The 12,747-nt window shown below is 69.9% G+C and carries 15 protein-coding genes and 1 tRNA gene; 4 read left to right on the top strand and 12 right to left on the bottom strand.

The window, feature by feature from the left end; translation table 11 throughout:
* Nucleotides 1-61: 61 nt before the first annotated feature.
* The 9 genes from ABZX02_RS19895 to ABZX02_RS19855 all read right to left on the bottom strand — a co-directional run bounded on the left by ABZX02_RS19895 (nt 62) and on the right by ABZX02_RS19855 (nt 7,594).
* On the bottom strand, nt 62-2,041 hold the full coding sequence (locus ABZX02_RS19895; RefSeq protein ID WP_355300054.1) for a protein kinase: 1,980 nt from the start codon (nt 2,039-2,041) through the stop codon (nt 62-64).
* Nucleotides 2,042-2,285: 244 nt separating this feature from the next.
* Nucleotides 2,286-2,840, bottom strand: a complete 555-nt coding sequence (locus tag ABZX02_RS19890) for a hypothetical protein (protein WP_355300053.1) — start codon at nt 2,838-2,840, stop codon at nt 2,286-2,288.
* 88 nt (nt 2,841-2,928) lie between these two features.
* Nucleotides 2,929-3,303: a cupin domain-containing protein gene (locus ABZX02_RS19885; protein ID WP_355300052.1), complete on the bottom strand. Its 375-nt coding sequence runs from the start codon at nt 3,301-3,303 to the stop codon at nt 2,929-2,931.
* 126 nt (nt 3,304-3,429) lie between these two features.
* Nucleotides 3,430-3,687: a hypothetical protein gene (locus ABZX02_RS19880; RefSeq protein WP_355300051.1), complete on the bottom strand. Its 258-nt coding sequence runs from the start codon at nt 3,685-3,687 to the stop codon at nt 3,430-3,432.
* A gap of 120 nt (nt 3,688-3,807) precedes the next feature.
* Nucleotides 3,808-3,880, bottom strand: a tRNA-Ala gene (locus ABZX02_RS19875).
* A gap of 59 nt (nt 3,881-3,939) precedes the next feature.
* The gene (gene glpR / locus ABZX02_RS19870; RefSeq protein ID WP_355300050.1) at nt 3,940-4,662 is read right to left on the bottom strand and encodes a gephyrin-like molybdotransferase receptor GlpR; all 723 of its coding nucleotides are present in this window, start codon (nt 4,660-4,662) and stop codon (nt 3,940-3,942) included.
* Between the two features lie 156 nt (nt 4,663-4,818).
* Nucleotides 4,819-5,472: a GNAT family protein gene (locus tag ABZX02_RS19865; protein ID WP_355300049.1), complete on the bottom strand. Its 654-nt coding sequence runs from the start codon at nt 5,470-5,472 to the stop codon at nt 4,819-4,821.
* Complete coding sequence (gene glp, locus ABZX02_RS19860) at nt 5,469-6,692, bottom strand: gephyrin-like molybdotransferase Glp (RefSeq protein WP_355300048.1); 1,224 nt, start codon at nt 6,690-6,692, stop codon at nt 5,469-5,471. Before glp ends, ABZX02_RS19865 begins: the two co-directional genes overlap by 4 nt.
* A gap of 17 nt (nt 6,693-6,709) precedes the next feature.
* A complete protein-coding gene (locus tag ABZX02_RS19855; RefSeq protein ID WP_355300047.1) occupies nt 6,710-7,594 on the bottom strand; it encodes a UTP--glucose-1-phosphate uridylyltransferase in 885 nt (294 codons plus the stop codon).
* Nucleotides 7,595-7,632: 38 nt separating this feature from the next.
* Between ABZX02_RS19855 and ABZX02_RS19850 the strand changes: the two genes are divergently transcribed.
* The 4 genes from ABZX02_RS19850 to mscL all read left to right on the top strand — a co-directional run bounded on the left by ABZX02_RS19850 (nt 7,633) and on the right by mscL (nt 9,666).
* Nucleotides 7,633-8,199: a 5-formyltetrahydrofolate cyclo-ligase gene (locus ABZX02_RS19850; RefSeq protein WP_355300046.1), complete on the top strand. Its 567-nt coding sequence runs from the start codon at nt 7,633-7,635 to the stop codon at nt 8,197-8,199.
* Between the two features lie 94 nt (nt 8,200-8,293).
* Nucleotides 8,294-8,599, top strand: a complete 306-nt coding sequence (locus ABZX02_RS19845; protein WP_355300045.1) for an FmdB family zinc ribbon protein — start codon at nt 8,294-8,296, stop codon at nt 8,597-8,599.
* A gap of 72 nt (nt 8,600-8,671) precedes the next feature.
* Nucleotides 8,672-9,226 carry an SAF domain-containing protein gene (locus ABZX02_RS19840; protein WP_355300044.1) on the top strand — a complete coding sequence of 185 codons (555 nt, stop codon included), beginning with the start codon at nt 8,672-8,674 and terminating at the stop codon, nt 9,224-9,226.
* Entirely contained in the window at nt 9,226-9,666 is a 441-nt protein-coding gene (gene mscL / locus ABZX02_RS19835) for a large-conductance mechanosensitive channel protein MscL (protein ID WP_355300043.1), read from the top strand. Before ABZX02_RS19840 ends, mscL begins: the two co-directional genes overlap by 1 nt.
* A gap of 871 nt (nt 9,667-10,537) precedes the next feature.
* Here mscL and ABZX02_RS19830 read toward each other — a convergent pair.
* Genes ABZX02_RS19830 through ABZX02_RS19820 form a run of 3 tightly spaced genes read right to left on the bottom strand, consistent with a single transcriptional unit; the run spans nt 10,538 to nt 12,614 of the window.
* Nucleotides 10,538-11,038 (bottom strand): molybdenum cofactor biosynthesis protein B, encoded by a 501-nt coding sequence (locus ABZX02_RS19830; RefSeq protein WP_090097306.1) that lies wholly within the window; start codon nt 11,036-11,038, stop codon nt 10,538-10,540.
* 5 nt (nt 11,039-11,043) lie between these two features.
* Nucleotides 11,044-11,904: a HAMP domain-containing sensor histidine kinase gene (locus ABZX02_RS19825; protein ID WP_355300258.1), complete on the bottom strand. Its 861-nt coding sequence runs from the start codon at nt 11,902-11,904 to the stop codon at nt 11,044-11,046.
* Between the two features lie 23 nt (nt 11,905-11,927).
* Entirely contained in the window at nt 11,928-12,614 is a 687-nt protein-coding gene (locus ABZX02_RS19820; protein WP_355300042.1) for a response regulator transcription factor, read from the bottom strand.
* Between the last annotated feature and the right edge of the window lie 133 nt (nt 12,615-12,747).

The following is a 12,747-nucleotide window of genomic DNA, read 5'->3' as shown; positions in this document are numbered from 1 at the left end:
CGCTGTCGTCGTTCTGCCCGTTATGACCGTTAGCCCCCGCACGAGGGTTCACCCGGTTCGCCTACATCGGCATGTGCCTCGTCGGAGGCGGTCCCGGCTTCGTGATCATCTTCGTCACCGGCCCCTCCTTGCTCATGCCCTGCTGGTCGAGGAACTGCGACAACTGCCCCCGCACCTGCGCGAGCGACGGCCGGCGTCCGGGCTCCGGGTCCATCGCCGCGAGCAGCAGCCGGGCGTGCGCGCTGTTCTGCGGCAGCTTGGTGATCGGCTCGCCCTGGGCCGCGGCCATCAGCGAGGAGATCGGGTTCTCGCGCGAGCCGCGCGGCGGGTGGCCCGTCAGCGCGTACGACACGGTCGCGGCCAGCTGCCACGAGTCTGACGCCGGCGACGCCGTCTCGCCCCTGGCCGTCTCCGGCGCGAGGAAGTCGGGCGTGCCGACCATCATGCCGGTGGCGGTGAGGGTGCTGTCGCCCTTGGAGCGGGCGATGCCGAAGTCGATCAGGTGCGCGGTGCCCTGGCCGTCGACGATCACGTTGGACGGCTTCACGTCGCGGTGCAGGACGCCGCGGTCGTGCGCCGCCGCGAGCGCGTCGGCCATGTTCAGCCACAGGCGGGCGGCGAGCTTGTCGTCGATCAGGCCGTTCTTCAGCACGGTCTCGGACAGCGACGCGCCCTCGATGTACTCCATGACCAGGGCGAGGCCGTCCGGGTCCTGGACGATGTCGAACACGCGCACGCAGTTCGGGTGCCGGACGGCGGCCAGTGCACGCGCCTCGCGGAGCATGCGCGCCTCGGTCTCGTTGTCCGGGGCGTGCGCGAGCTTCACCGCGACCGTGCGGTCGAGCTGCTCGTCGACGGCCAGCCAGACCGTGCCGAAGCCACCGGCGCCGAGCTGCCGGACGCGGCGGAACCGGCCGTTGCCGGGGTTCCAGACCTTGCCCGACTTCTGCACGGGCGCGGGCGCCTCGGCGTTGGCCGCCCCCGGACCGAACGGCAGCGGGCCCGGCGTGTCCGCGAGCACCGCCGGGTTCGACGGCTGCGGAGGACCGGGCTGCGGCAGCACCTCGGCGACGCGGGTCGGCGGGTACTGGCGCGGCGGCGGCTGGTTCGCAGGCTGTGGCTGCGGCTGAGTCACCGGGCGCATCGGCCGGTTCATCGGCGCCGGCTGGTACTTCGGCACCTGCGCCGGCTGGTACGGCGGCGGGTTCTGCCCCGGGTTCTGGGGCGGCGGCCGGTGGGCGGAGGCGTCGATCGGCTTCGTCGGCGCCTTCTGCTTGGGCTGCCCCGACGGGAGCTGGTTGTTCTGGGGTTGCGGCGTGCGCGCCACCGGCTGCGGTGGCGGCGAGTTCTGCGAGTTCCGGTCCTGGGACCGGTCGCGGCCGGGGCGGTTCAGCATGGCGGTAGTCAACCCGAAAATCCGCACGACGATTGAGCCGATTATCGCAATCGGTAGAAACCCGAGGAGTACGTGGCCGACGAGCGTCACGGGGAACGCCGACGTCGTCACCAGCAGTACCAGGAACATGGGCCAGAAGACCCGGCGCGGCCAGTTCGGCCCGAGCCGGAACGCCGACCCCGACTGCAGCATCACGAACAGCAGGCACAGCAGCGCGAGCGCCACGGTGATGCCCGCGACGGCCAGGAACAGCGGCTGCTCGGTCGGCTGCTTGATCACGCCCAGCACCGACGGTGCCTGGATCAGGTAGGTGCCCTGCGAGAACGTGCCGAAGCAGGTCGCCTCGTCCAGGGAGTCGGACCCGATGATGGCCCGTCCGGACAGCCCCTGCACGGTTCCGCGCATGATGAGCCACGGCAGCACCAGGCAGCTGGCGACGCCGAGCACGGTGAAGATGGCGCCGGTCACGGGTCCGTAGGAGTTGCCGACCACTCGGCGCACCGCGATGGACAGCAGCGCCCCGATCGTCGGGAACAACCCGAGCACCGCACCGAGCGCCGTGGTGGTCCACACCCAGTCACCGGGGCAGACACTCGCACCCACGAAGCCGTGCAGCCACGTGAGCAAGGACTCAGCGAGCCCCACGACTCACACCACCCCTTCCGAGATCACCCCCAGCCTAGGCGACCTGTCAGCGTACGGTGCGTGATTGGTTTGCGGTCGACGCCACAGCAACCCTTTCCTTGATCACCGCGTTGCACCTCCGTCCACCGCGCGTTGAGCCTGTTGGCTCTTACACGTTGCGATGGACGGCTCCGTTGACAGAAGTCGCCCGTTCTGCACGATTCGTTATCGAACGGGCACCGGGCGAACGGGTGGGAAATCGACGTCAGCCGGTCTGCACCTGGTGGTCGGTGAAGGTCCGGACGCTCCCGCCGCCCGCCGACGCGCCGGAGGTCTGCACGGCCGGGTCGGGGGCCACCGGCAGGTCACCGAGGCCGGCGACGAACTCGACGGTCCACAGGTGCCGCGCGGCCGGGTCGCCGTCGGTGTAGGAGTCGCCGAACCCGTGGGTGGCGACGCGGGAGCCGGACCGGTCGTGCATCTCGACGGTGGCGGCCGAACCGAGACGGCCCTTCTCACCGGGGGCGCAGGCCAGTTCGAGGCGGGTGCGGATCCACTGCGGCTCGGTGGCCGGGTCCGCTTCCATCTCCTCGGAGACCGCGGTGCAGGACGTGCCGTGGGCGCGGAAGGTCAGGGCGGCCCGGAAGACGACGAGCTCACCGGCCGTGCAGCCGGTGAGAACGCGTGCTTCTACAGCTGTCTCCGTGCTGGAGACGACAGGACGGGCGGCCGTGCACCGGGCGGTGGGGGCTTCGGTCGACGCCGCTGCACCGCTGGAGGTGACGGCCACGAGTAATAACGCGGCGACCACAGATCTCATGAGAGAAAGTTATTTGCGGACGCCGCGTTGTTCACCCAACTTCACCCCATAGATGGGTGAGCGCGCTCGAAACCCTTGCCGCGCAACGTCAGTGGTCGTGATCGTGGTCGTGTTCCGCGGTGGGCTGGTAGATGTAGAACATCGTCACGGGCTCGTCGCCCGCCACCGTCTCGTGGTTCACGCCGGGCGGCACGAACGCGTACGAACCCGCCGTCGCCTCCACGCCGCCGATGCTCACGGTGCCGTCGACGACCCACGTGTGCTGCGTCGCCGACGGGTGGTTGTGGCCGACGTCGCGCGCGCCCGGTGCCATCTGCAGCAGGCCGACGATGGTGCCGCCGTCGGGCGACTTCCACAGCAGCCTGTTCTGCAGCCGTTCGTCGCCGTGCAGCGGGAACGCCTTCAGCTGGGAGAGGGCTTCGGCGGACAGGACCGTGACCTTGTCCTGCGGCGCGTCGCTCATGGGAACTGCCTTTCGGGAGCCGAAGGAGCTTACGGCGGTTATATAGGCGATAGGGCCGCCCGCATTACGACGGACGGCTGCGCGGCGGCGGATCTGTCCTATGTGGACACTCCTGCGCCGTGGCGTTCAGCCGGACGTTTCCGACGTCACGCCGGCCACGTCGCGCCACGCCGTCAGATCAGCGGACGGCAGTGCCGCCAGCACCGAGCCCCGCGCGGTGATGTTGGCGCCCGCCATGGCGGTGGCGGCCGCCAGCGCGAGCGTGGCGTGCACCTGCGCGACCGCGAGGTTCGAGGTCTGGACCGCCCCACCGGGCTCGACGTCGTCGGCGGTGGCCGCGGCCAGGAACTGCTCGGCTGCCGCGTAGTGCTCGGGACCGTTCATGCACCGCACACTAGGCCCGCGCCGCAGTGGCGGCGAGAGCGCGAACACCAACTTGCTGCGTTCGGGGTACCGGCAAACAAAAAGGCCGCCCACTCGAAAGTGGACGACCTTTTCATTCTGTGGAGCTGAGGGGAATCGAACCCCTGACCTTCTCGATGCGAACGAGACGCGCTACCAACTGTGCTACAGCCCCTTGCTTCCTTACGAGGAGAACTATAGCAGGGGCGGAGGGGGTGTTTTCACCACCCCCTCCTAAGCCCCGACGGCACCTCGGTACCGCAGCGACTCGAGTCCGTCCAGTTCGACGAAGACCGGGTCCTCGTCGTCGGAGTCGACCGGGATCGTGCCCGGACGGACGTGGTGCTCGAAGCGCGGGAGCGGCGGCAGCGCCGGCCTCTCCTCGACGACCTCGACCTGCGTGGTCTCCTGCTCCTCCGAGACCTGCTGCGGGAGCTCGGCCACCACGGGGGCGGCCAGGTCCTGCTGCTGCTGCGGGCCCGTCGCACGGCGGCGACGCACCTGCTGCAGGCGGGCGAGCCGGCGTGCGCGGATCTCCTCCTCGATCCGCACCTGCCGGCGCAGGTACGTCAGGTACCCGACGAGCAGCAGGTCGATCGCGGCGTGGCCGTACCAGAGCTTGGCGTAGAAGACCCCGGCCACGACGCCCGTCGCCACCGCGGCGACGAACAGCAGTGCCACCACTCTGCGGCGGAACGCGTACTTCGCCTGCGCGACCAGCGCGGCGGTCTCCGGGTCGTAGCCACCGCGGCCGCGCCGGAACGGGCGCTCGACGTACTCCTCCTCGTCGAAGTAGTCGTCGTCGATGTCGTGGATGTCGTCGTACTCGGCGTCGGGCATGGCGTCGTACTCCTCCCCCACGCTGCGCGCACTCTCCTGGCGCTTGCGGGCCAACATGGGGACGAGGACGACCAGCCAGGCGACGACCAGCGCAACGATGATCAGCGAACTCGGCATTCCCCGTTCACCTCCCCCGGCCCACGCGTGGTGCTGCCAACCACGTTAGTCACAACAGTCACACCTGTGTCGGAGGCACGCCGACCCCAGTGCGTACCAAAGTGTGGTGTATCACCCACTTTTGGGTGAAGTGATTAAGACGAACGGACGCGGACGTCAGGGAAAACGGGCCTCTCCGCGTGCTACCAAACGGCGCACTAGGCCATCCGGGACCTCTTCGGTCGTCAGGGCGAAGCAGAGGTGGTCACGCCACTGTCCGGCAACATCCAGATAACGCTTGAAGAGGCCTTCCTCGCGGAAGCCGGACTTCGTGAGCACACGGATCGAGGGCCCGTTCTCGGGACGCACGGTCGCTTCGAGCCGGTGCAGACCAGCCTCGCGGAAAGCGTGATCCGTGAGCAACGCCACGGCGGCCGTTGCGACGCCGCCTCCCGCCCGATCAGCGGCTACCCAGTAGCCGATCCACGCGGACAGCAGCGAGCCGCGCACGATGTTGCCGATGGTGATCTGACCGGCGACCTCGCCGTCCACCAGGATCATGAATGGCAGGGTGGTGCCGCGCCGCGCCATTCCGCGCAGCGACGACCACTGGGCGGGCCAGGACATCGTCGCGTTGCGCTCGTCCCAGCCCTCCTGCGCCGTGGGCTCCCACTGCTCCAGGTAGGCGCGGTCACGGATGCGGAGACGCGACCACTTCGACCCGTCGAAGAGCCGCGGTCCTCGCAGTTCCACGACGCCCGCGCGCACCTGGAGAGGCCCCAGCCGGACCGGCCAGCCGGGGTGTCTGCCCAGATCGGCGAAAGCGCTCATCCACGCTGCGCTAGGAAGCTGACCAGCACCTCTTCGCCGACGGAGACCTCGGTGACGTCCTCGTCGACCATGATCAGGCAGTTGGCCTCCGCCAACGACGCGAGCAGGTGCGACCCGGACGTGCCGAGCGGCTGCACCAGGTACTCGCCGTTGTCCGCGTCGCGCAGCAGCTGACCGCGCAGGAAGCCCCGGCGGCCCTTGGTCGACTGCAGCGGCGACAGCAGCCGCGCGCTGACCGCGCGGCGGTACGGGTTCTTCTTGCCCAGCGCGGCCCTGATCAGGGGCCTGACCAGCACCTCGAACACCACGAGCGCGCTCATCGGGTTCGCGGGCAGCAGGAACGTCGGCACGGCGTCCGGGCCGAGCCGCCCGAAGCCCTGCGCGGAGCCGGGGTGCATGGCGACGCGCGTGACGTCCATGTCGCCGAGCTCGCCGATCGCCGCCTTGACCTCGTCACCGGACGAGCCACCCACGCCCCCGGCGATGACGACGATCTCGGACAGCAGCAGCCTGCCCTCGATCACCTCGCGCAGCCGGCGCGGGTCGGGCGACATGATCCCGACCCGGCTGACCTCGGCACCGGCGTCGCGCGCGGCGGCCGACAGCGCGTACGAGTTCACGTCGTAGACCTGGCCCTGGCCGGGCGTGCGGTCGACGTCGACGAGTTCCTCGCCGAGCGAGATGACGGACACGCGCGGACGCGGGTGCACGAGCACCTTGTTGCGTCCGACTGCGGCCAGCAGACCCACCTGAGCAGCACCGATGGACGCACCGCGGCGCACGGCCACGTCACCGGTCTGCACGTCCTCGCCGGTGCGGCGGACGAACCCGGCGGACGGCACGCTGCGGTTGACCGTCACCTTGGCCTGGTGGCCGTCGGTGTACCCGAGCGGCACGACCGCGTCGGCCAGCGTGGGCAGCGGCGCGCCGGTCGCGATCCGGACCGCCTGGCCCGGCTGCAGCCGGCGCGGCTGCCGGGAGCCGGCCGGGATCTCACCGACGACCGGCAGCTGCACGGGGCTCGCGTTCGCACCGGACACGTCGACGCTGCGCACCGCGTACCCGTCCACCGCCGCCTGGTCGAAGCCGGGCAACGCGCGTTCCGCGACGACCTCCTCCGCGCAGAGCAGGCCCTGCGACTCGGAGATCGCGACGCGCACGGGTGCGGGCCGCACGGCGGCCGCGATCACCCGTGCGAGCTGCTCGTCCACTGACCTCATGTGATTGGTCCTCGCGCTCAGGAGTTGTCGAGGCGTTCCCGCAACCACTCGCGCAGATCGGGTCCGTACTCCGGGGTGTTGAGTGCGAAGTCAACCGCAGCCCGCAGGAATCCGGCGGGATTGCCGAGGTCGTGTCGCCCGCCCCGGTGGACGACGACGTGCACGGGGTGACCCTCGTTGATCAGCAGCGCGATGGCGTCGGTGAGCTGCAGCTCGCCGCCCGCACCAGGCGTGATGCGCTTGAGCGCGTCGAAGATCGCCCGGTCGAGGAGGTACCGCCCGGCCGCCGCGAACGTCGACGGCGCGTCCTCCGGCTTGGGCTTCTCGACCATGCCGACGACCTGCTTGACGTCGTCGCTGCCGGTGTCGCGGACGTCGAACACGCCGTACGCGGAGATCTGCTCGCGCGGGATGTCGAACGCCAGCAGGACGCTGCCGCCCTTCTCCTGGCGGACCTCGGCCATCTTCTTGAGCGCGCCGGTCGGCAGGATGATGTCGTCGGGCAGCAGCACCGCGACGGCCTCGTCCTCACCGGTCAGGTTGCCCTCGGCGCAGCCCACGGCGTGGCCGAGGCCGAGCGCCTGGTCCTGGATCGCGGTCTCAGCCTTGATCAGCTGGGGCGCGCGCTGGATCTTCTCGACGAGGTCGGTCTTGCCCTTGTCGGTCAGCGACTGCTCGAGCTCGGGGTTCTCGTCGAAGTAGTTCGCCACCGAAGCCTTGGTCGGCGACGTCACGATGACCAGCTTCTTCGCGCCAGCCTCGGCTGCCTCCCGCGCCACGTACTCGATGGCGGGGGTGTCGACCAGGGGCAGCAGTTCCTTCGGCACGGCTTTGGTCGTGGGGAGGAAACGGGTGCCCAGACCGGCCGCGGGCACGATAGCGGTGTGGAAGGCGCTGCTCATGGGCTGCGATGCTAACGACATACCTAGGGATACCCACCATGACCTCCGATCTTCGTGACCGGAAGGCCACGTTGCGTTCAACGTTGCTGGCCTCGCGGCGAGCTCTGCCCGCCGAAGTTCGCGCTCTCGAATCCGCCGCGCTGGCCGCGCACGTCGCCGCGCTGGACGTTCCCGCTGATCAGACGGTGTGCGCGTTCATCCCGGTCGGGTCGGAGCCTGGGGACGTGTCGTGGCTCGATGGCCTGCGCTGCCGGGTGCTGCTGCCGATCGTGACGGGCGACTCGCCGCTCGACTGGGCCGAGTACTCCGGCCCCACCTCGCTGGCGCCCGCCGGCTTCAAGCTGCTGGAACCGGTCGGCGAGCGGCTCGGTGCCTCGGCGATCGCTGGAGCCTCGCTGGTGCTCGTGCCCGCGCTGGCCGTGTCGGTGACCGGCGTGCGGATCGGGAAGGGGCAGGGGCACTACGACCGGTCGTTGCCGCTGGTCAAGGCGCCGCTGGTCGGCGTGGTGCGGGACAGCGAGGTGCTCGCGGAGGTGCCAGGCGAGCCTCACGACGTGCGGATGAACGGCGTGCTGACGCCCTCGGTGGGGCTGCGGTGGCTGTGACTTTGGCCTGGGGTGTTTGCGCTCCGGGAAGGTCCTGAGCGAAAATCGTGTTGGCACTCACAACGGTCGAGTGCCAGAGCTAGGAGCAAACCCAGTGCCTACGTACCAGTACGCCTGCACCGCGTGTGAGCACCGGTTCGAGGCGGTGCAGTCGTTCAGCGACGCCTCCCTCACCGAGTGCCCGGAGTGCTCGGGCAAGCTGCGCAAGCTCTTCGGCGCCGTCGGCGTCGTGTTCAAGGGCAGCGGTTTCTACCGCACGGACAGCCGCTCGGGTTCGTCCAAGAGCACGACTTCCTCGACGACGTCCACGTCGACGTCGACGGAGAAGAAGTCCTCGGACACGAAGTCCTCTTCGGACTCGAAGTCGTCGACGAGCGCTCCGGCGGCCGCGGCCTCCTGAAGATCGCGAGTTGTCCACAGCTTGCGACCGAGCCCCACCTGACATGCCTCCGGCCGTCCTACGGTCGGAGGCATGACGCTTTCCCCGACCTTCCCCGACCGCCTCCGCGCGCTGGCCCGCCGCCGCCCGTCCCCGGTGTGGCGCCGCTTCCTGGCCCTGGGCCTCGCCTTGCTGGGGTTGTCGACGTTCTTCTGGCCCGACGTGGGCCACCCCGCGGTAGTCGCCTCGCGCGACCTGCCGGCGGGCGTGCCGCTGTCCGCCGAGGACCTCCGGCTGGTCTCGCTGGCCTCACCCGTGCAGGGGAGCTTCCCGAACTCGGCCGATCTGGTCGGCAGACCCCTGACGTCCCCGACCCGCGCGGGCGTTCCGCTGACCGACCTCGACCTGGCGAGCACCCCCGAAGACCACGCCTCGGTGGCCGTCCGGGTGGCTGACCAGGCCTTGGCCGACGTGGTGCGCCCAGGCAACCACGTCGACGTGGTGACGTCGGCGGGCGAGGTGCTCGTCGAGAACGCGGCCGTCCGCGAGACGAGAGGCCAGCTGGTCGTCCTCACGTTGCCGAGACTTAATGCAACTCGTGTGGCCGCGATGTCACTGGATCATGCGTTAGCCGTTACTCTCCGCTGATGCTGAAGGGATTCAAAGACTTTCTGATGCGCGGAAACGTCGTCGACCTGGCCGTGGCCGTGGTCATCGGCACGGCGTTCACCGCGATCGTCACCGCGTTCACCACGAGCCTCATCAAGCCGCTCATCGCCTCGCTCGGCAGTACCGAGACGAAGGGCCTCGGCTTCTACATCCGCTCCGGCAAGGAGGACACGTACCTCGACTTCAGCAACGTCATCAACGCCGCGATCAACTTCGTGATCGTGGCCGCTGTCGTCTACTTCGTCCTGGTCCTGCCGATCAAGAAGATCCAGGAGCGCCGCAAGCGCGGCGAGGAGCCGGGCCCGGCCGAGCCGACGAACGTCGAGCTGCTGATCGAGATCCGCGACCTCCTCGCGGCGCAGCAGCAGACCACCCCGGCCCAGCAGCCGGTCACGGACCGCAGGGGCCCGGCGATCTGACCCGCAGGTCCCCCTAAAGTCCCCACCGAGACGAAGCGCGCCAAGCACAAATGCCAGCGCGCTTCGTCCGGCAAGCAGGCAGGGCTGAGCACCAAGACAAAGTCCGACACGCTGGAACCCGCCCGCCAACGAGACGCTCTCCGGACTGGACTGGGATCAGCCGCGCTGGAACGGGACCAGCCCAGCCGCGCTCGAAACGGGAACCGGCCGCCACAACGCGCCCACGCAAGCAGACAACCCAAGCAAAACAGGCGCCCGCCCTCGCATGGCAACCACGACGCAAGCCCGGCGCGCGGTGCCAGCCGGACAGCCGACGACGAAGGCCACCACGCACGCAGCCTGGCGTGGCGATGCGAAGCGAGCCGTATGAACCTCGACGCGCTGCGAGGCGGTAGAACCCAGTCGTTGGCGATCGGGGCTTGACTTTGGGTGCGAGGTGCTACCCCTCGCGGATCGGCCGGGCGCTTTTCAGCCCGGCTTTAAAAGGCCGACCAGCACCTCGCAAGGGCCCCGAAGTCAAGCCCCGAGCGCAACCCACTACATCGTCCCGACCTGATGGACCACCCTCGCAAGGTGACGGGAACCAACCCAACGCAAGGCCCCCGCTGGAACAGGCGCCCGCCCACGCAAGCCGACCCGCACGCAACCGCACCCGCGCACACCAACGGGCGTCAGGCATCAACCACCGTGATGCGGCGGCCGATTCTCCCGGTACCAGGCCTCACGGTCCTCACCACCAGAACCAGAGCCGCGCTCATCCGAAGAGGTCTCCGGCAGCACGTCCCCGAACACCTCAGCCAACCGGCGACGACGCGCCACCGCGTCCTCGCCGGCCGGCTCAGGCGAAGAAGGGCCCGAAGCCGGGCCCGGATCACTCTTCGTCAAGACCGCTCAACTGCTCGATCACATAGGGCACCAGTGCCGACAACGTCGCCATCCCGTCGCGGACCGCGGACCGCGACCCGGCCAGGTTGACCACCAGCGTGCTGCCCGACACCCCGGCGAGGCCACGTGAGATGCCCGCGTCCACCGCGCCGGCGGCCAAACCGGACGCACGGAGCGCCTCGGCGATGCCGTGCAGCGGGCGGTCGAGCACGCCCTGCGTGGCGTCGGGGGTGACGTCGCGCGGGGACACGCCGGTGCCGCCCACGGTGACCACCAGGTCGACGCCGCCGATGACGGCCGTGTTGAGGGCGGCCCGGATGTCGACCACCTCTCCCTCGACCGCGACGGTGCCGTCGACGATGAAGCCGACTTCCTCGAGGAGTTCGGTGACGAGAGGCCCGGAGTTGTCGTCCTGCTCGCCGTGCGCCACCCGGTCGTCCACGATCACGACCAAAGCGCGGCCAAGGCGCTGCGCGCTGCGTTCCATACCGATCACCGTAGCGGGAGTCTGACTTCGAAGCGGCAGCCAGGACCGTGGTTCTGCACGCCGATCCGGCCGTGGTGGGCCTCGGCGAGCCCACGCGCGATGGAAAGGCCCAGCCCGGCGCCGGACGGGTTGCGGGCGGTGGAGCCGCGGAAGCCCACGTCGAAGACCTGTGGCAGCACGTCGTCGGGGATGCCGCCGCACGCGTCGTCCACCCGCACGACGGCTTCGGGTCCGTCCACATCGACCTGGACGGCGATCGAACCGCCTTCCGGGGTGTGGCGGATGGCGTTCGACACAAGGTTGCGCACGACACGCATCAGTTCCGGATCGGACCCGCGCACGACCGGCCACGCGCGGGCGTCGGCGCGCAGGTCCACGCCCTTGCGCCCGGCCACCGGGCGGGAGGCGGCGACCACGTCACTGACCACATCGGCCAGTGCCACGTCGTGCATCGGCAGGTTCAGCGCGCCCGCGGTGATGCGGGAGAGCTGGAACAGGTCGTCGACGAGCTTCGAGAGGTGGTCGGCCTCCTGCGCGATCTGCTTCGCGTAGACGGCGACCTCGCCCGGTTCGGAAACGACGCCGTCCTCCAGCGCCTCGGTCATCGCGCGGATGCCGGCCAGCGGTGTCCGCAGGTCGTGCGAGATCCACGCCACCAGCTGCCGCCGCGCCGCCTCGGCCTCGCGCTCCCACATCGTGCGGCGGGCGATCGCCCGGCCCAGCATGATCGAGAACGGCACGGTGACCAGGCCGACCAGCAGGCAGACCGTCAGGGCGGCCCCGAGCATCGGCGTGAACATGAAGCCGCTGAACACGAGGACGCCGGCGATGGTCGCCACCACCGGCACGATGACCATGACGGTCATCACCGTGGTGAGCGAGACGCGGCTCAGTCGGTCGAACACGGGTCGTACCGGTAGCCAACGCCCCACACGGTGCTCAGCCGGCGGGGCTTCGCGGGGTCTTCCTCGATCTTCTCGCGCAACCGTCGCACGTGGACGGTCACGGTGGACTGGTCGCCGAACTGCCAGCCCCAGACGCGTTCCAGCAGCTCCGCCCGCCCGAAGGCCTTGCCGGCGTTGCCGATGAAGAACGCCAGCAGGTCGAACTCGCGGGTGGTGAGCTGCAACGGCCGCCCGTCCAGCGTCGCGGTGTGCGCGGCCACGTCCAGCACCAACCCGCCGTCGCGCACCACGCGCGGCTCGAACGCCCGGTGCGAGCGCCGCAGCACCGACGAGACGCGCAACGCGAGCTCGCGCGGGCTGAAGGGCTTCGTCACGTAGTCGTCCGCGCCGATCTGCAGCCCGGCGATGCGGTCCTCCTCCTCGCCCAGCGCCGTCAGCATCACGACGGGCGTGCTGCCGCGTTCCCGGACCCGCCGGCACACCTCGAGGCCGTCGATGCCCGGCAGCATCAGGTCCAGCACCACGATGTCCGGTTCGTTCGCCGCCATCAGCCGCAACGCCTGCTCCCCGTCACCGGCGAGCTCGACCTCGTACCCGGCGTGTTCGAGGTAGCGGCGCACCACGTCGCGCACCGTCGTGTCGTCGTCGACGACCAGGACCCGTTCCACCACGTCACCACGCTAAGCCACGAACGCGCTGATGGCCTCAACCGTCACACGGACGTAAGAAGAGGCCCCTACCTGTGTGCGGGGCAGGTGCGCACAGGCAGAGGCCTCTCCGGGGTCGTCACGACCGGTTCACGGC

This window comes from Lentzea sp. NPDC003310, from assembly GCF_040610935.1.
Classification (GTDB): domain Bacteria; phylum Actinomycetota; class Actinomycetes; order Mycobacteriales; family Pseudonocardiaceae; genus Lentzea.
Note: the sequence above shows the minus strand (reverse complement) of the source record. Positions and strands in the feature narration are given on the sequence as shown.

Excerpts from the sequence above, each read along its gene's own strand:
- ABZX02_RS19880 (WP_355300051.1), bottom strand. The coding sequence starts at position 3,687 with ATGAACGGTCCCGAGCACTACGCGGCAGCCGAGCAGTTCCTGGCCGCG.
- ABZX02_RS19850 (WP_355300046.1), top strand. The coding sequence starts at position 7,633 with ATGACCTCCGATCTTCGTGACCGGAAGGCCACGTTGCGTTCAACGTTG.
- ABZX02_RS19840 (WP_355300044.1), top strand. The coding sequence starts at position 8,672 with ATGACGCTTTCCCCGACCTTCCCCGACCGCCTCCGCGCGCTGGCCCGC.
- glpR (WP_355300050.1), bottom strand. The coding sequence starts at position 4,662 with ATGCCGAGTTCGCTGATCATCGTTGCGCTGGTCGTCGCCTGGCTGGTC.
- ABZX02_RS19855 (WP_355300047.1), bottom strand. The coding sequence starts at position 7,594 with ATGAGCAGCGCCTTCCACACCGCTATCGTGCCCGCGGCCGGTCTGGGC.
- mscL (WP_355300043.1), top strand. The coding sequence starts at position 9,226 with ATGCTGAAGGGATTCAAAGACTTTCTGATGCGCGGAAACGTCGTCGAC.
- ABZX02_RS19825 (WP_355300258.1), bottom strand. The coding sequence starts at position 11,904 with ATGACCGTCATGGTCATCGTGCCGGTGGTGGCGACCATCGCCGGCGTC.
- ABZX02_RS19830 (WP_090097306.1), bottom strand. The coding sequence starts at position 11,038 with ATGGAACGCAGCGCGCAGCGCCTTGGCCGCGCTTTGGTCGTGATCGTG.
- ABZX02_RS19885 (WP_355300052.1), bottom strand. The coding sequence starts at position 3,303 with ATGAGCGACGCGCCGCAGGACAAGGTCACGGTCCTGTCCGCCGAAGCC.
- ABZX02_RS19865 (WP_355300049.1), bottom strand. The coding sequence starts at position 5,472 with ATGAGCGCTTTCGCCGATCTGGGCAGACACCCCGGCTGGCCGGTCCGG.
- glp (WP_355300048.1), bottom strand. The coding sequence starts at position 6,692 with ATGAGGTCAGTGGACGAGCAGCTCGCACGGGTGATCGCGGCCGCCGTG.
- ABZX02_RS19890 (WP_355300053.1), bottom strand. The coding sequence starts at position 2,840 with ATGAGATCTGTGGTCGCCGCGTTATTACTCGTGGCCGTCACCTCCAGC.